The organism is Chlorobium ferrooxidans DSM 13031 (assembly GCF_000168715.1).
Lineage (GTDB): Bacteria > Bacteroidota > Chlorobiia > Chlorobiales > Chlorobiaceae > Chlorobium > Chlorobium ferrooxidans.
In genome coordinates, this window is record NZ_AASE01000014.1 from 36,308 (window position 1) to 57,393 (window position 21,086).

Annotated in this window: 11 protein-coding genes and 1 pseudogene; 9 read left to right on the forward strand and 3 right to left on the reverse strand. The window is 47.1% G+C overall.

The genetic code is table 11. From position 1 onward, the window contains the following. Positions 1 to 13: 13 nt before the first annotated feature. The 3 genes from ppk1 to CFERDRAFT_RS07755 are packed head-to-tail and all read left to right on the forward strand — an operon-like array spanning position 14 to position 3,263. Positions 14 to 2,152 (forward strand): polyphosphate kinase 1, encoded by a 2,139-nt coding sequence (gene ppk1, locus CFERDRAFT_RS07745; protein WP_040433475.1) that lies wholly within the window; start codon positions 14 to 16, stop codon positions 2,150 to 2,152. After that, positions 2,149 to 2,583, forward strand: coding sequence for a ribose 5-phosphate isomerase B (rpiB, locus tag CFERDRAFT_RS07750; RefSeq protein WP_006366660.1), 435 nt, complete (start codon positions 2,149 to 2,151; stop codon positions 2,581 to 2,583). The genes ppk1 and rpiB overlap by 4 nt, the downstream gene beginning before the upstream one ends. Continuing rightward, positions 2,574 to 3,263 (forward strand): CBS domain-containing protein, encoded by a 690-nt coding sequence (locus CFERDRAFT_RS07755; RefSeq protein WP_006366662.1) that lies wholly within the window; start codon positions 2,574 to 2,576, stop codon positions 3,261 to 3,263. The genes rpiB and CFERDRAFT_RS07755 overlap by 10 nt, the downstream gene beginning before the upstream one ends. Positions 3,264 to 3,487: 224 nt before the next feature. On the opposite strand, the gene CFERDRAFT_RS07760 is transcribed toward CFERDRAFT_RS07755, so the two are convergent. Beyond that, complete coding sequence (locus CFERDRAFT_RS07760) at positions 3,488 to 4,213, reverse strand: S24 family peptidase (RefSeq protein ID WP_006366663.1); 726 nt, start codon at positions 4,211 to 4,213, stop codon at positions 3,488 to 3,490. 303 nt (positions 4,214 to 4,516) lie between these two features. Here CFERDRAFT_RS07760 and CFERDRAFT_RS07765 point away from each other — a divergent pair, with 303 nt between their 5' ends. Beyond that, positions 4,517 to 4,723: an AbrB/MazE/SpoVT family DNA-binding domain-containing protein gene (locus tag CFERDRAFT_RS07765; protein ID WP_040433477.1), complete on the forward strand. Its 207-nt coding sequence runs from the start codon at positions 4,517 to 4,519 to the stop codon at positions 4,721 to 4,723. 149 nt (positions 4,724 to 4,872) lie between these two features. On the opposite strand, the gene CFERDRAFT_RS07770 is transcribed toward CFERDRAFT_RS07765, so the two are convergent. Next, positions 4,873 to 5,145, reverse strand: a complete 273-nt coding sequence (locus tag CFERDRAFT_RS07770) for a DUF2442 domain-containing protein (RefSeq protein ID WP_040433479.1) — start codon at positions 5,143 to 5,145, stop codon at positions 4,873 to 4,875. Next, the gene (locus CFERDRAFT_RS12100) at positions 5,126 to 5,365 is read right to left on the reverse strand and encodes a DUF4160 domain-containing protein (protein ID WP_076791036.1); all 240 of its coding nucleotides are present in this window, start codon (positions 5,363 to 5,365) and stop codon (positions 5,126 to 5,128) included. The genes CFERDRAFT_RS07770 and CFERDRAFT_RS12100 overlap by 20 nt, the downstream gene beginning before the upstream one ends. A gap of 289 nt (positions 5,366 to 5,654) precedes the next feature. On the opposite strand from CFERDRAFT_RS12100, the pseudogene CFERDRAFT_RS12725 reads away from it, so the two are divergent. From CFERDRAFT_RS12725 to CFERDRAFT_RS07795, 5 genes and pseudogenes are all read left to right on the forward strand, one after another. Then, positions 5,655 to 6,938: pseudogene (locus CFERDRAFT_RS12725) on the forward strand (IS110 family RNA-guided transposase). Between the two features lie 593 nt (positions 6,939 to 7,531). Next, a complete protein-coding gene (locus CFERDRAFT_RS07780) occupies positions 7,532 to 8,410 on the forward strand; it encodes an Nmad3 family putative nucleotide modification protein (protein ID WP_006366680.1) in 879 nt (292 codons plus the stop codon). 594 nt (positions 8,411 to 9,004) lie between these two features. Continuing rightward, a complete protein-coding gene (locus CFERDRAFT_RS07785) occupies positions 9,005 to 14,278 on the forward strand; it encodes a DEAD/DEAH box helicase (RefSeq protein ID WP_006366670.1) in 5,274 nt (1,757 codons plus the stop codon). Between the two features lies 1 nt (position 14,279). Beyond that, complete coding sequence (locus CFERDRAFT_RS07790) at positions 14,280 to 17,111, forward strand: helicase-related protein (protein WP_006366672.1); 2,832 nt, start codon at positions 14,280 to 14,282, stop codon at positions 17,109 to 17,111. Between the two features lie 39 nt (positions 17,112 to 17,150). Further along, on the forward strand, positions 17,151 to 21,065 hold the full coding sequence (locus CFERDRAFT_RS07795; protein ID WP_006366673.1) for an Eco57I restriction-modification methylase domain-containing protein: 3,915 nt from the start codon (positions 17,151 to 17,153) through the stop codon (positions 21,063 to 21,065). Positions 21,066 to 21,086 lie beyond the last annotated feature (21 nt).

Below are 21,086 nucleotides of genomic sequence, written 5' to 3' on the forward strand. Positions count from 1 at the left end.
TTTCAGGCTAATTATGCTTCAAGGGAGTGAGGTGAGCAGACCGGAGAGGGTTCAACCGGATTTTTTTGATACCGCATACTATGTCAATCGGGAGCTGAGCTGGATCTATTTCAATCAGCGGGTACTTGAAGAGGCGTTACAACCCGATTTTCACCCGCTGCTCGAAAGGGTGAAATTTATCTCGATTTTCAGCTCGAACCTTGACGAATATTTCATGATCCGGGTTGCCGGTCTTGAGGATCAGTATGAAGCCGGCATTCAGGACAGAACCATTGACGGACTTACTCCGGCACGGCAGCTTGAAAAGATCCGGACAATGGTCCTGCAGCAGCTCAGCCAGAGAAATGAGTGCTTCTACAATGACCTCATTCCGGCGCTGAAACGCGAGGGTATTGAGTTTCTGCGTTTTTCCGAACTCTCTGTATCCCAGAAGGAGGTGTTGCGTCACTATTTTCGAAAGGAGATATTTCCGGTACTCACCCCGCTCGCTTTCGATACCGGGCACCCCTTTCCCTTCATGTCCAATCTTTCACTGAATCTTGCCATCGAGCTGGAGGACGAGGAGAACCGGGCGCTGAAGTTTGCCCGTGTGAAGGTTCCGAGCATACTGCCGCGCTTGCTCCGCCTGAATGATATTGAGGGATTTGAAGCGGGAGACGATATCATCCGCTTTATCTGGCTTGAAGATCTCATTGAGAATAATCTGGAACAGCTCTTTCCGAAAATGAGGATTATCCAGTCACATCTCTTCCGGCTGATTCGTGATGCGGATATTGAAATTGAGGAGGATGAAGCAGGTGATCTTCTTGAAACCATAGAGCAGGGCCTGCTGTCACGCAGGTATGGAAAGGTTGTGCGGCTCGATATCACTCCCGATATGCCGCAGTCGGTCAGAAAGCTGCTGATGAAAAATCTTGAGGTGACTTCGCGCAATGTTTACGAAATTGGCGGAGTGCTCGGTCTGGGTTGTCTCATTGATTTGTTGAAGATTGACAGGCCTGAACTCAAGGATGAACCGTTTGTTCCCTATAACCGGATTGAAGAGGAGTACGGAGAGGATCTGTTCGGAGCCATCAAGGCAAAGGATCAGCTGCTCCATCACCCCTATGATTCATTTCAGCCGGTTGTTGATTTTATCAACCAGGCCGCAGTGGATCCTGATGTGCTCTCCATAAAGCAGACGCTTTACCGGGTAGGCGGCAACTCTCCGATTGTCAAGGCACTGATGAAGGCGGCTGAAGAGGGTAAACAGGTAGCTGTACTTGTGGAGTTGAAGGCCAGGTTTGACGAAGAGAACAATATTGTCTGGGCAAGGGCACTTGAAGATGTCGGTGCGCATGTTGTCTATGGTCTTCCCGGCCTGAAAACCCATGCCAAGCTCACCATGATTGTGCGCCGTGAGCAGCACCGCCTGAAACGCTATCTCCATCTTGGTACGGGAAATTATAATCCGGTAACAGGTAAAATCTATACCGACTACTCGCTCTTTACGGTTAACGAGCGTCTTGCCAATGATGTTGCCGAACTCTTCAACGCCCTGACCGGGTACTCCCGGCACACCGGATATAAAAAGCTGCTTGTCTCACCGATCAACACCAGAAAACGGATCATTGAACTGATTGAGCGGGAGGCAGAGTGGAGCCGGAAATCGGACAGGGGGAGAATCATCATGCAAATGAATGCCCTGGTCGATTCGCAGACCATACGCGCACTCTATAAAGCATCCTGTGAAGGGGTGAAGATTGATCTCATTATCCGGGGTATCTGCTGTCTTAAGCCCGGCATTCCGGGAGTCAGTGAACATATCCGCGTTATCAGTGTTACGGGACGCTTTCTTGAGCACAGCCGGGCCTACTATTTTCAAAATGGCGGCAGGGCGGAACTCTTTTTGGGCAGTGCCGATCTTATGCCGAGAAATCTTGATCACCGGGTCGAGACACTCTTTCCGGTCTTTGACAAAACATGCATCCGTTCTGTTAAATCCGATCTTGACCTGATTCTCTCTGATAATGTCAAGGCCTGGCAGATGCAGGCCGACGGTACCTACTCGCTTGTTGATAATGATGCGCCGGAAATCAACAGTCAGTCACTCTTTTTAAGCCGATCTACCATCAAAAAAACATCATTCAAATTTAAAGCTAAAGAATTATGAAAATAGCAGTTGCAAGTGATCATGCCGGTTTTGAGTCAAAGAAAACCGTTGTCGCATGGCTTGAAAAGCATGGTTATGCGTGCAGTGATATGGGCCCGTATAATGAAGAGTCTGTCGACTATCCGGATTTTGCCCGTAAAGTTGCACAAGGGGTTGCAGCCGGTGAGTTTGATCAGGGTGTTCTGCTCTGTGGAACAGGAATCGGCGTTTCCATAGCTGCCAATAAAGTCAAGGGAATTCGTGCCGCCCTTGCCTGTAACCCTGAATTTGCAACCCTTGCCCGGCAGCATAACAATGCCAATATTATCTGTTTTTCCGCCCGCTTCTCCGATAAAGCGACCATTGAACAAAGCCTTCAGAACTGGTTTTCCGCCGAATTTGAGGGGGGACGCCATGAACGCAGAGTTGAAAAAATTGAGCCATGCTGCTGAGTGAGTGTATAGAGCGCCGTCTTGATACCACCTATCCGTTTTTCACGGATGATGCTCCGGCGTCTGAAGTTTACGCCCGTATGCGTCAGGGGGAGCTTGCGTCTGCGCCGGTACTCCATGAGGGCAAGGTCTGCGCAATGGTTACGATTCCGGATCTTGTGACGGCAGTCCAGTCGAAAAAAACAGCTGCGCTCTCGCTGCGCGATCTCGCGCTGCCGGAGCAGGGCGGTATCGGAGTTCATGAGCATCTCTTTGACATTTTTCCGGGAGCGCTCCTCTTTCCGGGAACGATAATTCCGGTTACCCGTGATGATGGCAGCTACGCCGGAACGATTGAAAAAAAGGTGGTTCTTGAGAAAATTGCAGAGGTGTTTCATCTCGGAGAGGAGAGCCTGACGCTTGAGCTTGACGTGCCCTCCTCCGGCCTGAAGCTCTCCGAGGTCATAGCCTCGATTGAGAAAAATGATGCCACCGTTCTCAGCAGTGGCCTCTACCACGCCGATTCAGAGGGGGAGGGGATGATCGTCACCTTCAGGGTTCTGACGCACGACTGGTTCCGTCTGGTGCAGAACATGGGGAAATACGGCTATTCGATCCGCTACTCAACTCCGCTCTCCGATGAGGGCGAGGATGAAATGAGAGAGAAGGCACTGGAGTTTATCCGTCTCATGGATATGTAGGGCACAACTATAAATCTGTTCCGCAATGTGATTGCTGCGTCGGGTGGTGCTCGATATCCTCATGTACTACGAGTACACTCTGGTATCTGCGCTCCATCCGCCTTGCACTCAAACTGCTCACGACGATTTTTAGCGGTGCCCTTTTGCATATACAGCGATGGGCCACTAACGACAGTCTCCTGATCTTGCGTTATCGTTACTTCGGAACAAAGTAATAGAGATGCCTAAGCGTAGTGGCGCACCGCAGCCATCACCACCCCCTGAATGCGAAAGTCCATATCAGCGGTAATGGCTATGGGAGGATAGCGCTTGTTTTCAGGCATCAGGGAGATGGTGCCGGTATTGCTGATGCAGAGCGTTTTGACGGTTACCTCACCGTTTATGCAGGCAACCACCACCTGGCCGTCGCGTGCGGTCGTTCTCGCCTCAACCATAAGGAGATCTCCCGGCATGATGCCGATATCAACCATGCTGTCACCGTTGACCTTCAGGGCATAGATATTCTTTTTACCCTGGGCCCATGATGCCGGCATATCAAGGTACTCTTCGATTTCATCCGAAGCGGGATCAGGCATCCCTGCCGGAACCGCAGAGCTGTAGAGCGGTACTTTGGCAAGAGAGGGACTTTCAGGCTCGATCGTGTTGATGACGAACTGCTGCATCTGCTTTTCAAGCAAGGTGATTCTCCTGCTGAATTCATCAGGGGAGATCCCGCTCTCTTCAGGTTTTTTCAGCATGGATCCCTCCCCGGAGAGGAGCCACTCCGGATTGAGGGGGAACTCCTGGCATATTGAGATCAAAACAGAGGCTTTGGTGCCGCCCTTGTCATTTTCAATTTCAGATACCCTGTTGCCGGAGAGCCCTATTTTTTCGCCAAACTCCTCCTGGCGAAGACCGAAGTGATCACGCACCGATTTGATGCGGGTACCGAGCGAGCAAACTTGTTCCATGGTTGTGCGAGTCTGTGAAATTACCGCGGCTATTATCGGAATATCGATAATAATTTAGAATAAATCACTATAAACCGAGTATTTTCCTCTCTCCCGCCTCCCGAATCCTCTCCGACCTCTTCTCCTTAATCCATCAGCCAGCATTCAATATTCAGAATCTCCTCATGCCTTTTGGTAGAGTTAGTCGAGAACATCCCGTAGCACAATAGAGTGTTTTTTGGTGCCTTTGTATCGGTTTTTTATTGGCGATTGAAATCGAAGGTCGTATCGTATTTCAGATGGTCAATCAATAGAAATCATAGTATGGACAAAGTTACCTTATTACCGAAATACCAGGTGGTTATTCCCTTGAGAGTAAGGGAGTCAATGAAGTTAAAACCTGGCCAGAAGCTGCAGGTTATACAGTATGGCGATCGTATTGAGCTGGTGCCGCAGAAAAAGATATCCACAATGCGGGGATTTCTTAAGGGTATATCGAGAGATGTTGAAAGGGAGGAGGAGATTGCTTGAATTTTTTGCTGATGGGCAAAATGCAGATATTTTTGCCGGGCCGCTAAGGGATATCGAAACGGTCCTGGTCCCTTCGACACGCCACTATGAAGTTTTCAAGGTAGTTCTGAGGCAACGAAACGAATCTGATGCCATGCAGGCGGAGAGGTTTACGCTGAGACTCTTCTTTTAGGCTTTTGAGCCGGGACTCCATACAGCATTCCTTCAGCACTGATGTCCTCATCGATTTCTGGCCAATGGATGCCAATACCGTCAGCAATGATCTCAAAGTTGTTTCTCTGCTCCGTTGAAGCTTCCGATAAGCGCCATGACCATGTCAGCGGGACGCTGATCGTTCGCCCGTCATCAAGTGTTGCTGCAATTACTTCTCGGGTGATTTTAACCGCCCTGATTCTTGGCTCGTTATTGACCGCAGTGTTCATACCAGTAACTTTTTATGATGTTGCTTTCAATCCGAATAATCTTGTAGATCGTATTGAGTTCTTTTGAAGCAAAGCCATGATTATTGGCCAATGAAAGAGGCTCTACCCAGAATTTACAGATATTGTTTCCTTTGCTCACGTGTACATGCATTGGCTCGTTACAATCAAAGCTAAAGAAAAAGAATCGAAATCCATTCGACAGCTCTCTAATCGTTGGCATGGCTGTTAATTTGACGGCTCATGATTTTGTGTTTAAGGGTAATTTACGGATTTATTTCGCAGAATGCATAAGCAAGAGCGTTATGGTTGAAACGCAGGGCGCCGTTATAAGCAGCAGTAAAAACAGTGAAAGCTCTGCACGCAGGGGGATTGTTATCGGTATCTACGGGAAGTACAGTAAATCATGAACGTTATATAGTGCTTGAACTCAGATGGGCACGATTCATAATATCCTGTGGTAATTATAAAGGGAGCCAATTGAATTGTAACCCTTTGAAATGGAGGATGTTATGCAATCAGAATCCGAAAGACTGGCGGCTTACCGGCAATTGCGAACCGAGATTCGGGGTTCGAACAAACATCTGATTGTCGGAATAGACATTGCCAAAGAGAAGCATTATGCGTTCATGGGTACGGCTAACGGCACGACTTTATGCAAGCAATTGATTTTTCAGAACAACAAAGAGGGTTTTGACCTGCTGACCTCAAGAGTGGAACTGTTACGATTGACTCACCAGTGCGAACACGTGGTTTTCGGGGTAGAACCTACGGCAAACTATCACAAACCATTAGCAGAGCATCTGATCCGGCAGGGATTACAGTTGGTACAGGTATCAGGAAACGCAGTTAAACAGAACCGTGAGTTACTCGACAATCGCTGGGACAAGCATGATCGTAAAGATGCAGCCAATGTTGCGGATCTGATTGCTCAAGGTAAGTGCCAGTTCTACGACTATCCACCGGAATCGATTCGTGATCTTCGTGAGCTGCTGAGCCTGAAAAAACGCTTTAAAAAAGAGGAACAAGGCCTTAAAGCTCGAATCAGGAATAATTTATTGGCGCTTTACTTTCCTGAAATGGACCAGTATATCAACACTTGTCAACGGGACAGTCTATCGGTTATCGGCAACTGTTGTGATCCTGTGATGATCGCCGAAATGGAGTATGACACGTTTTATAATACCGTTGTCTGTGCCCGAAGAACGCAGAAACAGGAGGAGCATTTATACCAGATCTGGCAAAGCGCTAAAGGGTCGATTGGCTGCAACGCTGGAGTTGCGGCCGTCTACGAAGGAACGGTTCTGATCAAGTAATTGCAGGATATCAGAGCAGCAATACAAAAGCTTGATAAGGTTATCCTGACCTTGTGCGCTGGTATTGAAGAGTACCCGTACCTGCTCAGTATTCCGGGGATTGGGCCGGACACGGCATCAAAAATACTTGCTTATGTCAGTGATCCAAGCCGGTTCGATCATGCCAAACAGGTGCTCAAGCTTGCTGGTTTTGACCTGAGTGCATCGAGAAGCGGAAAACCAGCAGCCAACGCCGCACCGGTGATTTCCAAACGAGGACAGGCTGATCTACGTTTTGCTCTTTGTCATGCGGCTTTAGTAGCCTCAAACAGTAACAGCCTGTTCAGCACATGGTTTGCAAGCAAACTACAGGGCAGAGAACGTGAAAAAGGGATCTACATGGTCGTACGGGTGAAACTGGCAGCAAAGATGCTGGTAATAGCCTGGACTTTGATGAAGAAAAAAGAGATGTTTACCTATGATCAGCTAAACAACAGCTGACAAACAGCTGAAAAGCCTGGGATTCGGCGGGAGTGCCTGTTCATACGAACGTTGAGGCTATGACCTCGTGCGGGACACTTAGGGCCTCTCACTCGAATCTCGTAACCTGGACAAAGGATGCTTGACAGCCGTTCATCAGCATGTCGAATACCAGATAACGATAAGGTACGAGATTCTACAGAAGTGAGCAACCCGCCTTTTTATTTTGTGCTGTGAACAGCACCGGTGGGATTATTGTGTAAACGGTAAAACTATGTGTTTGGTAGTTTCAATATAGGATGTCCCCTCGGCTCTCTTTTGTAGAGTTAGTCGAGAGCGTCCCGGAGTTTCACCCAATCCGGAATCCATCATTCACGTCTGGTCGGGGATTTCCTTGAGTCCCGGAGGGACGGCATATCGGTAGAACAAAAGTCGTCGCCACCCCTATCATTCTTTTTTATTCAATCCAGAATCCAGAATTCAAAATTCAGAATCTCTTCAGCTCTTCCTGATTTTACCGGATAATTACGACCGAATTTCTTGATAAAGGTCATAAGTGCCAGTATATTATTGAATTGATCGAGAGTGGCAGATAAACCAATAAGGGACTCATTGTGAAAATCATATTGAGCAGAAAAGGTTTCGATTCGGAGAATGGATGGGTGCCAAGTCCGATTTTTGAAGATGGATCAATGCTTTCTTTGCCAATTCCGGCAAAGTCGAAGCTGACTTACGATCATTTAAGCTCAAAAAACTCTTCAGGATCGAAAATCTCGAACATTGTGGAAGATTTGACCAGTAAAAAGGGGAATAGTCATGTAAAGGGGAATAGTCATGTGCATTTGGACCCGGATCTAAATCCGGATTCATATTCAAGGAGTGATGGGTGGAAGCCAATGTTTGGGACATCCGGAGCCGCACAGGGTCACCTTGTGAACCAGGGTGTCGGTATTGGGGATCTTTTTCTTTTTTTTGGATGGTTTCGGGAGGTACTGAATAAGTCGGGTAGATATGAATACAAGAAAGGTGCTGAGGATAAACACGTCATTTTCGGTTGGTTACAAGTTGGATCAATACTTCACCCGCAAACACAGTTTGACGCTATACCGGAATGGGCTAAATATCATCCTCATTGTGAGTTAGATCAACCGGTTGAGCAGGGAAATTGTATTTATATTGCCAGTGATCAGCTACAGTTAGGTGATATCAAGTGGGGATTACCTGGGGGAGGTGTATTCAAAACTTACAAGGATAATCCACTATGCCTAACCAAAAAGGGCCAATGGAAGAGGTCTCTGTGGGAACTGCCAGAATGGTTTTATCCGGATGCTGATAAACCACCGTTGAGTTACCATACGAATGTGAGTAAACGATGGTCGAAGGCGGATGGTCATGCGATATTGCAATGTGTTGCGATAGGTCAGGAATTTGTTTTTGACACAGATCATTATCCTGAAGCCATAGGATGGCTCGAATCGATTTTCAACTCGTAAAAAAAAACCTTCTAAGCGGCCTCTATATTTCTTCCATATGTCGCCGAAACAGGCGAGATCCTGAACTCGATGATTACGATACTACTGGGTAGGTATTAATGCGTTACATTTTTCCATTCCTCTTCTCTACAAGCTTGAATCCGGTATTCAGCATTCAAAATCTTCTCATCTCCACCAGCCTCAAGTTCGCACTGAACACACAGCAAGTACAGTAAATCATGAACGTCCCGGACGGTGTTTCACGTCTGGTCGGGGCTTTCCTTGAGTCCCGGAGGGACGGCATATCGGTAGAAAAAAAAGTCGCAACACCCCTTCTTCCTCTTCTTGTTAATCCAGCATCCTGCATTCAAAATTCAAAATCTCTTCAACCCTGAAATTTACCAGATAATTACGACCGAATTTCTTGCCGTGGTTTCATGGTAATCGTATATTTGAAAACTATGTAACGAGTTAGCTGATGGACGGTTTTCAGATTTAGCGTATGCCGTGTGGCTGCATAATATTCCGCTGTCCATGTTCAAGTATGAAATGTTTTTCTTGGCATGAACTGACTCGTGAGTTGCCTTTCTGTAACCGGAACTTCCTTCAAAACTGATGCAGGCTTTTAAAATTCATAAAGCGATTGTTGAGGATTACAAAAACTACCTCAACAGCTTCACAAATATCAGGGATATCCGCATCAAGGAAAAGGTAACGGACGCATTCGAAAAGGGCCTTTTTTTACCAGAACCGCTGCTTCAATTCAACCCCTCTTTTGAACTTGGCGAATCGCTTCTGGAACTTGAGAAGCAGGGTCTCATCCACGAAGACCTGAAAAAAATATTTGGATCGTACAGCCTCTATTTTCATCAGGTTGAGGCCATTAAAAAAGGCGTTAACGGCGAAAGTTTTGTTGTGACTTCCGGTACCGGTTCAGGCAAATCGTTGACCTATCTTGCAACAATTTTTAACAAGATCCTGAAAAATAGCGGTACTCAAGGTATCAAGGCCATTATTGTCTATCCGATGAATGCCTTGATCAATTCACAGGAAGAGGAGATAAAGAAATACGAGATCAATTACCTGAAGTCGTCAATGAGTCAGGAAGTGTCTTTTGATGAAGCAGGTAAAAGTCTTGATGAAATCATTGCTGTTCTTAAAACAAAAACAGAGCATCGGTTTCCAATCTCATACGCAAAATATACCGGTCAGGAAAATGACGAGGCTCGCAACAGGTTAAAGGATGATCCGCCATCCATTATTCTCACTAACTACATGATGCTTGAACTCATCATGACCAGGATTAGTGAGCGATGGCTGAGGGAGAGCTTGAAGAAGCATCTTGAATATCTTGTTTTTGATGAGTTGCATACGTATCGCGGAAGGCAGGGGTCAGATGTTTCCATGCTTATTCGCCGCATAAGTAAAATTGCCAATTCGCCTCTTGTTTTTATCGGGACATCTGCCACCCTTGCAAGCAAAGGCTCACCTGCTGACAAGAAAAATGCAATTGCCCTTGTTGCGGAAAAGATATTTGGTCAATCCTTTAGCGCAGAGCAGATCGTTAATGAAAAGCTAAGGTCATGTACAAACTACAAAGGAACCATTCCAAAAGGTTTTGATCTTCAGGAGGCTATTTCCCGTTCATTACCGTTGGAATTGACTCCGGAATCATTTTTTAGTAACCCCCTTGCAATATGGCTTGAAAACAGGGTCGCCTTGAAGCGATACCCGGACGGTCATGTAGAAAGAGAAGATCCTCAAACATTAGCGCAGATAGCTGAAAAACTCAAAGACGATTCACAGGACTCTTTTGAAAATTGCAGGCATTCGATTATCCGGTTTCTTGAATGGATAGAACAGCTTAATACTCTTCATACCGATAGTCTTTTACGATCGGATACATATCTTCCCTTTAAAATCCATCAATTTATCGCTCAAACCGGCAATGTGTACGTCACGCTTGATGGACGGGATGAACGGGATATAACGCTCGAAACCAACCGATACATCCGTAAAAGTGGCCAGGACAAACCATTGTTTCCTGTTGTATTCAGCCGCTACTCAGGGTATGAATTTATCTGTGTTCGTAAAGAGAATGGAAAATTTCTGCCAAGAAACCCGGATGATCTTCCTGAAAGGATCGTGAGGGATGACCTAAAGGGTGACAAAAAAACTGGCTTGCCCAAAAGGGAGCTGACGGGAAGTGATTTTTCTTCAGGATATCTCATTATCCCCGAAAATGGTGATGAAATATGGAGCGAAAAGCAAATTGAGCTCCTGCCGGAAAGCTGGTTTAACGTTAATAAATCCGGATCCTCGCTACACAACTATTACGAACACCAACTTCCCCGGAAAGTGTTTTTCGATGCTGAGGGGACGTTTTCCTCAGAGGATACTTTTCCCTTATGTGGCTGGTATGTTCCCGCACGGCTGTTGATTGATCCTACCTCCGGTGTTGTTTTCGATGCTAAAACAAACGAGAACACCAAACTGATGAGGATTGGCAATGAGGGAAGAAGCACGGCGACCACAATCATCTCGTTCAGCATTATCAAGGCACTTCAGGAAGAGCGGGTTGCCGCTGAAAGTCAGAAGCTATTAAGTTTTACTGATAACAGACAGGACGCGTCACTGCAGGCTGGTCATTTCAATGACTTTATGATGCTTGGTATGATGCGTTCAACAATCTACCATGCACTCAAAGCGGCACCCGAAAATAGACTCACTGTTGATACAATAGGTGATGAAGTTTTCAAAAAGTTGAACCTTCCTGAAGATGAGTATGCACGAATCCCCTCTACCGACCCGGGGTGGCCCGATCCGGAAAACGAAAGGGCTATAAAAGACTATCTCCTTATCCGAATACTCTACGATCTGAAAAGAGGGTGGCGATACAATACCCCTAACCTTGAACAGTGTGCATTGCTGAATATCGGGTATCGCCGACTTCAGGAGTTTTCAGAACAGAATCGTTTTTTTGAGACCATACCTTTTTTTGACGGGTTTTCCGCCGCAGAAAGGTACTCAGTCTTGCTTCAGGTACTCAATTTTTTCAGAACCTCCTATGCGTTTGAATATTACAAACTGACAGACAAGAGGATTGAAACTGAAGAGCGCCTCAAACTAAAACTTGATGAAAACAAGCTCTGGTCACTCGAACAGGATGAAAAGATAGATACCCCATACATCCTTTTGCCCCGTTCCGTAGGTGAGACCAATTATAGAATGTATACGGCCAGCGTTGGCCCACAGAGTAACCTTGGTAAATATATCAGGCGGTTATCAACTAGAAAATCGATTGGTTCGCTGCATGGCTCGGAACTCTCGGATGCAATTGAAGCGATCTGTTTAATGCTGGAGCGAGGTAACTTTCTTCGATCAGAAAAAGTTCACGGTACAAAAGGTGATTGTGTCGGATTTCGACTCCGCATCGACAGTATCTACTGGGAACTGGGAAATGGTCAGGATACTCTCCCCGACGAAGTACGCATTCAAAGTTATAATGGTGTTGTTCAACAGAAACCCAACGACTTTTTCAAGAAATTTTACCAGCAGGATTTCAGCTCTTTTGGTCGAACATTGACCGGAAGGGAACATACAGGGCAGTTAAGCCATACAGACCGTATCGAAAGGGAGAATGGTTTTCGGAAAGGTGAAATAGCTGCGCTATTCTGTTCTCCGACTATGGAGCTTGGAATAGATATCCGTGAGCTTAATGTGGTTCATATGCGGAACGTCCCTCCAAACCCGGCAAATTATGCCCAGCGGAGCGGACGTGCAGGTCGAAGCGGTCAGGCGGCACTTATTTTCACCTATTGCTCAAATGGCTCTCCGCATGACCGGAACTATTTCAAAGAGAGCAAAAAAATGGTTTCAGGTGCGGTTGTTCCTCCAAATATCGATCTCACCAATGAAGAGCTCGTGCGCTCTCATTTCAACGCATATGTCCTGATGGAACTCGGATTGAGTGACATGCGCTCTTCCGTTGAAGATATCCTTGATGTACGGCAACTCCCGGATATACCCATAAAAGCAGGAGTATCGCTTCATATCAAGGAACAGCTTGACGCTTATGCTGCTGATTGGACTGATAATTTCAGGCAGTTTGCCTCCGGTATTGCCGGGATAGAAAAGTCCTACTGGTACTCTGATGCATGGTTTATTGCCCATTGCCGAAGTTTTTTAAAGCAGTTTGATTATAGTTTCAATCGTTGGAGGGAGCTTTATCGGGGAGCTAATCATCTGATCGGTTTGTCCCGAGCTGTTCTTGATGATCCTTCTGTTGGCTCTGATAATCCGAAAAAACATGAGGCCAAGCGTGATGAGAATGTCGGGATGCGGCAACGCAGTCTATTGCTGAATGACAACAAACGAGCCTATGGTAATGATTCCGAATTTTACATCTTCCGTTATCTTGCCGCCGAAGGGTTCCTTCCTGGATATAATTTTACGCGTCTTCCTATACGGGCTTTTCTTGGTTATCGGCATATGGACAAGGGTGAATTTGTTTCACGCCCTCGCTTTGTTGCCTTGAAAGAGTTCGGTCCTAACAACCTGATCTACCATAACGGAGGAAAGTACCGCATTACAAGGATGCAGGTGATGCAAGCCGATGCCAGCCAGCATGCAATCAAGATTTCAAACAGTACCGGATATGCTTTGCTCGATAATGAGGGCCGGGGTGTCAATAACGATCCGATAACGGGCGAAGAGCTTAAAGGGCAGGATAACGTAAGCATATACAATAACCTGCTTGAACTTGGAGAATCCGAAGCCCGCCCACAGGAACGAATTTCCTGTGAAGAGGAGGAGCGAACATCAACAGGATTTGATATTGAGCAATACTTCTCATTTGCCAAAGGGATAGCCGGGACGAAACAGGTGACCATCAGGGATGGAGGTCAGCCGCTTTTACAGGTTATCTATGATCAGGCCGCACGGCTGATTCAGATCAATAAACGCTGGAAGATCTCCAAAAATAAGGACGATGGTTTTGCTATCGGTAAAAAGTCAGGCAGATGGAAGAGAACAAAAGAACTTGAAAAGCCTGATCCGGAAGATCCGGTTATGAATGTCCGTTTATACACTACGGACACTGCTGATATTCTCTACATCCAGCCGGTAAAGGAACTTGGGCTTGATAAAGATGGCGTAGTATCCCTCTCTTTTGCTTTAAAGCGGGCTCTGGAAAGGCAGTTTCAGATTGAAGAAGGGGAGATCGGCGTCTGGATTATGGGAAGAGGTGAAGAAAAAAATATTCTTGTGTATGAAGCTTCAGAGGGCAGTCTTGGTATTCTGTCACAGCTTATTGAAAGTGCCCAGGCTCTCAAGCAGCTTTTTCTTGAAGCATACACGGCAATGCATTTTGACCCTCAAACTCATGAAGATTGTAATCCGGAGCTTCCCAAAGCCTCCTATGATGACCTGCTTTCATACTACAACCAACGGCATCATGAACAACTCGACCGGTTTGCCATAAAGGATGCTCTGGAACGGCTGTTGGGTTGCACAATTGATCATCAACAGGGAGGCAAATCACCTGATGAACAGTATCACTATCTGCTTGATAATTACGATCTTAATTCATCGACTGAAAAACCGTTTATCGAATATTTATATAAAAATGGAATTGCCTTGCCTGACAGGGCACAGTTCAACGTGCCGGGATGTTATGTCAGTGCTGATTTTGTCTACAAAACAGCAATAGGCTTCACGCTTGTTTTTTGTGACGGGTCGGTACATGATGGGCAAAGTGTCAGGGAAGAAGACCTGCGCAAACGACAGGCCTGCAGGGACTCAGGGTATGATGTGATTGAATGGCATTACAGGGAATCGATTGAATCCCTTGTCGAGCGGCGTAAAGATATTTTCAGAAAAGTTCGCTGATATGAGCATGACCGAATATAAACCGGGTAAACTGGTAACCTTTCGTGACCGTGATTGGATTGTCCTTCCATCGTCAGACACCGATTTGCTCATGCTAAAACCAATGGGTGGTTCGGATGATGAAATTGCAGGAGTGTACCTGCCGCTCCAGATGCCGGGAGATGATATACGTGATGCATCATTTTCTGAGCCGGGTCAAGACGATCTGGATGATTTTCAGTCTGCAAAATTACTGTTTGATGCCACCCGGCTTTTATTCCGAAATGCAAGCGGTCCATTCCGCTGTATGGGCAAGCTCGGATTCAGACCCCGATCATACCAGATAGTCCCTCTGGTGATGGCACTCAAACAGGATACCGTCAGGCTGCTGATTGCTGATGACGTCGGTATCGGCAAAACCATCGAAGCCTTGATGATCATCAGGGAGATGCTTGAGCGGGGAGAGATCAAACGGTTCGCGGTAATTTGCCTGCCGCACCTCTGCGAGCAATGGCAGCAGGAGCTGAAAGACAAACTCGATATCGAGGCTGAAATCATTCGAACCAGCACTGCGGCAGCTCTTGATCGCAAGCTGCCTGATGACCGTTCGGTGTTTCATCATATTCCATATCAGGTTATCTCTATCGACTATGTCAAGTCCGATACCCGGATGCGGATTTTTCTGAATGATTGCCCTGAGCTTGTTATTGTCGATGAAGTTCACACCTGTGCCAAACCTGCCGGGGCAACATCGAATTCACAGCAACAGCGCTACAGACTGCTTCATGAGATCGCAAAGAAAGAGTCGCAGCACCTTGTTCTGCTTACCGCGACACCGCACAGCGGAAAGGATGTGGAGTTTCAGTCGATTCTCGGTTTACTGAACCGGGAGTTTGAATTGTATGCTCTTGATCAGATTGACCAGACAAAGCGCCGCCGGATAGCCCGTCATTTCATACAGCGCAAAAGGGAAAATATAGTCAGATGGCACCGTAATTCAGGTGATGAAGAGACACCCTTTCCCGAGCGTGATCCGAAGGAGTTCGCCTATAAACTTTCGGATCGATATGAGCAGTTCTACCGGGATATTCTTGAATTTGCCCGGGGAATAAGCAAGGATGGATCGAAACATCGCTCATCAAGAATCCGGTATTGGGCAGCTCTGGCGCTGCTTCGCGGAGTGATGTCAAGTCCTGCGGCGGCAATCGAGATGCTTCAGAACCGGCAACAGAGAAAACTCGATCAGGATGAGCGCGAGCTTTTCGCAGAACAGGAGAAAAATCCGCTCATTGAAACTCTCAGTGATGAAAATGATACCGGCAATACGGAGCTGCTTGATAATGCTGAACTGAACAGCAACGAGATATCGGCACTCTCGCTGCTTTGTGTCAAAGCTGAGCAATTGTCCGGAATTGAGCATGACTGGAAAGCCAAGCAGGCTATTGAATTTATTAAAACCTGGCTTAAAGAGGGTTTTAACCCGATTGTTTTTTGCCGATACATTGCGACCGCAAACTATATCGGAGCGTTGCTGAAAAACGGACTGCCCGAATCGGTTGATGTGCAGGTTGTTACTTCTGAACTCGCCGATGAACAGCGTCGCGAAAAAATCAACCTGATGGCAGACTCCACGCAGCGGGTAATGGTTGCAACTGACTGCCTGAGTGAAGGCATTAACCTGCAGCAGCTCTTTACCGCTGTGCTGCATTACGATCTGCCCTGGAACCCGAACCGTATCGAGCAACGGGAAGGCCGTGTTGACCGGTTCGGTCAGCAAGCTAAACTGGTTAAAACCCTTTTGCTTTGGGGTGATGACAACCCGATTGACCGGATTGTTCTGAACATTCTTATCCGCAAAGTCCGGGATATCCAGAAGACCACCGGTGTCAGTATCTCTCTTGGTGACGATACAACCTCAATCATGGATGCGGTCATCAGGGATGTTTTGCTGGAAACCGAAACGATCAGGAATGGCCAGCAGATGACCCTCTTTGCCGACGATTTGTTTACCAATGAGATTGAAGTTGCCAGAAAAAAAGCTGAAAACCTTCGGACGATTTTTGCCCATGAAAGCATTGACCGAGATGCTATAAACCAGAGCCTTGAGGAGATTGATGAGGCTATCGGTGACCCTCAGGCAGTTGAATCCTTTGTTCTTGCTGCGGTCGTGCATCTTGGCGGTTCGGTTCAGCGAGATAAAATCGGATATCTACTCACGCTTACCAATTTGCCTGAACATCTTAAAATTCATTTTTCATCCCCGTCGTCAAAGCCGGTGAGAGTAAGCTTTGCATCACCGACCCCGGCGGGTTATCGCTATATCGGCAGAAACCATCTTTTCGTTGAACAATTGAGCCAGTTTCTGCTCTCACTTGCCTTTGAACCGAGGCAGGGCTACAAGCGGGTTGCACGAGCGGCGGTCATTCAAACCGATAGTGTGTCGATCAAAACAACCCTTGTGCAGTTCCGTGTTCGCAATGTCATCAGGGAAGTGAGCGGAAAACGGGAGGTGATTTCTGAAGAGATCTCTCTCTGGGGATACCGCGGCAGCGATGTGGCTTCCGAGGTACTTCCATCTGATGACGCAAAAAAGCTGCTGCTTGAAGCCACGTCAAAGGCAAATCTTTCACTCGAAATGCAGCAGAACATTTTCGAAACAGAGCAGATCGTGTTTCATGCAAAAGCCGGACAATTCAAGGATGAAGCTGAACTAAGGGCAGAACACCTTGTTGAGGCACACGGAAGGTTCAAGGAGCTGGTTGGAGGCAAACGCTACGAAGCGGTTTATCCGGTATTGCCTCCGGATATCATAGGCGTTTATGTATTGATCCCGGTTCCTGAAACTCTTTTTTGACAGCAGCACTCACCGCATTCACGGAAAAAAGTATACGAGATGGCATTCAGCAGCATTATCATACAAGGCAACATCATCTCATCCGAGATCATCAACAGGATTCGTATTGATGATGAAAAATTCCAGACACCGGCGGATTTTGCCCTCGACCGGAAGACTGCCGTGCGTGATGAAATCGGTGTTGCCTGGAACGCTGCAAAAGCCCACTATACCGCTTTTACGCTCCGTGCGGCCCGCCTCCATGAAGGCGATACAGGTGCAAGCGAAACACGCAACTCATGGATGATCCCGTTGCTTCGCACTCTTGGCTACGATGTTGAAAAAGCACAGGCTGTCATCCACCCCGATACCGGAAAGAGCTATGCCATCAGCCATAACGCAGCCAACCTGAACGGTTTTCCAATCCACATCATGGGGTTGCACGATGATCTCGATCGACGCAGGGAAATGGGTGGTCCCCGTCTTGGGCCTCATGCACTGGTTCAGGAGTATCTGAACAATACCGAGCACACATACGCTCTGGTTACGAACGGTCGCTTCCTTCGCCTGCTCCGGGATGCCACCCGTCTGGTAAGGCTGAGCTATCTGGAGTTCAACCTTGAGAAAATGATGGAAGAGGAGCTCTATGCCGATTTTGCCATCCTCTTCCGTCTGCTCCATGCCACCAGAATGCCGAAAAGCCCGGATGAGTCCGAGAACTCGCCGATTGAATATTACCACCAGCAATCGCTTGCAACCGGCTCACGCATTCGGGCAAACCTCAGCAAAGCGGTTGAATACTCCATACTTGATCTTGCCAATGGTTTTCTTTGTCACCCTGGCAATGAAGAGTTACGGCAGCGGATTGCACAATGCATCATGAAACCGGCTGACTTTTATGCTGAGCAGCTCCAGCTTATCTACCGCATACTCTTTCTCATTGTCATTGAAGAGCGCAACCTTGTCTATGCGGAAACAAAGGATGAAGAGCTTCAGCGTCAACGCAAGCTCTACTACGACTACTACAGTATAGAACGCCTGCGTAAACTGGCGGCCAAGCTCCACTACATTGATGGCCGAAAGCACGACCTCTGGCAGGGGCTCAAAGCTACATTCCGCCTTTTCGAAGATGGCTTCTACGGTGAGAGGCTTGGCATCAAGCCACTTGGCTCCGGTATCTTCAGTGCAGTTGCTCTCGGTCAACTCCCGACACTCTCTCTCAGCAACGAAGCGCTTCTGAAGGTGATCCGCCGCCTCACCTTTTTCGAGAACGAACAGAAGCAACAGGTGCGGGTCAACTACTCTGACCTCGATGTCGAAGAGTTTGGCTCGGTCTACGAAGGGCTGCTTGAGTATGATGCCGAATTCAGGGAGATCAACGGCATAACGCACTTCACCTTCAAGGAGGGCAAAGGGCGCAGCGAATCAGGAGCCCACTATACACCTGAAGAGCTGGTCAAACCGCTCATCAAATACTCGCTCGACTACGTCATCGAAGAGAGGCTCAAGGCAGCCAACCCTGAACAGTCACTTCTCTCCATAAGGGTTTGCGATGTCGCCTGCGGCAGTGGCCACATTCTCCTCTCTGCCGCCCGAAAGATCGCCATTGAAGTTGCAAGGGTACGCACCAAAGAAGAGCAGCCCTCACCAACCGCTATGCGCCACGCCCTGCGCGATGTCATCCGCACCTGTATCTACGGAGTCGATAAAAACCCTCTCGCCGTCAACCTCTGCAAAGTGGCGCTCTGGCTCGAAGCCCATAATCCGGGCGAACCGCTTAACTTTCTCGACCACCACATCAAATGCGGCGACGCCATTGTCGGACTTGCCCATCAGGAAGAGCTTTTCCGTGGTATAGCCGACGAAGCCTTCAAGGCACTTCCGGGTGACGACAAACTGATCGCCTCTGCTCTGGCCAAACGCAACAAGATAGAGCGCAAACAGCGGGAAGCCGAAACCGGCTCGCTCGGGTTGCAGTTGATGCTCGGCGCAAACAATGAGGTAATGCACAAAATGGAGCAGTTGATGGGGCAGTTGCAAAGTTTCAATGCTTTGCCGGAAGAGACTCCGGAAGAGATTGAGGCCAAAGCAAAAGCCTATCGCAACCTCCAGAACGGAAAAATCCTACATACCCTGAAGCTTCTTGCCGACATGCAGGTTATGCAGTTCTTTGTGCCTAAAACCAATGAGCATAAAGAGACGTTCGTGACCGACAAAACCTATTTCAGTTACCTTCGTGGCGGTCAGGCTGTTCCGTTTGCTTTTGAAGTTGATGTTTTTAACCAAGCTGATTCTCATCGATTCTTTCACTGGTTCCTTGAGTTTCCTGAAGTGTTTACTGGGAAGTCTAAGGGTGATGGCGTTGCAAATTTTGGATTTGATGTGATTCTTGGTAATCCGCCATTTCTTGGTGGACAGAAACTGAGCGGAACCTATGGTCTTGCTTATTTGGAGTACCTGAAACATACCTATGCTCCGATAGGTGCTGTTGATCTGGTCACCTATTTCTTCCGTCGCATTTTTACGCTCATTAAAGAAAAGGGTTTTCAGTCACTGATCTCTACAAATACCATTGCTCAAGGGAGTGCACGTGAAGGAGGGCTTGATGTGATTGTTGGTCAGGGTGGAGCCATTAACCATGCTGTCAGAAGCATGAAATGGCCCGGAATTGCCGCAGTGGAAGTTGCACTTGTCACCATCACGAAACAGAAATGGACAGGGAAGTTCATTCTTGCGAACAAAGAGGTTTCAACCATCACACCCTATCTTGATGATTCTGTAACATTGGGTAATCCTTTCCTGCTTAAACAGAATGAAGACAAGAGCTTTCAGGGAAGCATTGTCCTCGGTAAAGGCTTTATGCTTGAACCGCATGAAGCTGAAGCGCTGATCAAAAAAAATCCGAAGAACAAGGATGTGCTCTTTCCCTATCTCAATGGTGATGATCTGAACACCAATCCAGATCAATCTCCCAGTCGTTGGGTGATCAACTTTTTTTACTGGGCAGAAGAGGTATGCAGGGATAACTATCCTGATTGTTACGATATTCTGCTACGGTTAGTGAAACCGGAAAGGCAATTACAAAAAAACAATTCCGATGGGATAAGAAGAAAAAAATATTGGTGGCAATATGGAAGAAATCCTATTGCTCTTTATCGAGCTATAGCCAAATTAGAAAAAGTATTAGTTATCGCTCAAGTCAGTAAAACATCTGCATTTGACTTCACTACTACTAATAAAGTGTTAGATGCAAAACTGAATATTTTTGCGTTTGATAGCTATCATATATTTTCAATTCTTCAATCTAATATTCATGTACAATGGGCTTGGCGATATTCAAGCACAATGAAAACCGATTTGAGTTATGCACCGTCGATGGTGTTTGAATCATTCCCCTTTCCCCAAAACCTCACTCAATCGCAGGAAGTGCAACTCAATCGTCTCGGAGAGAGCTACCACGAACATCGCAAACAACTGATGCTTGCCATACAGCTCGGCCTCACCAAAACCTATAACCTCTTCCACGCCAAACTGCTGCGCCCGATTACACTGGAAGAAGAACAAATTGACGACAAAACCCTTCAAAAAAAACTCGGAAAAGATGCCGCACACCTGCGCAAACACCTCGCAAAAACTCCCGGAACCATCACCTTTAACGAAGCTGTCACAAACATTCAGAAACTTCGTAACCTGCACCTCCAGATGGACAACGCTGTCCTTGAAGCCTACGGCTGGTCAGACCTCAACCTCCGCCACAACTTCTACGAAGTAGAATATCTTCCCGAAAACGACCGTATCCGCTACACCATTCACCCCGAAGCCCGCCGAGAAATCCTCAAACGCCTCCTTGAATTGAATCACGAGATTCACGAGCGGGAAGTGGCGGAAGGATTATGGGAGAAGAAAGGAAAGAGAACGGAGAAAGCAAGAGACTGTGAAACAGAAATAAATGGACAAATAGGGTTTGATCTATAGTTCAGCGTATTGTTGTAAATA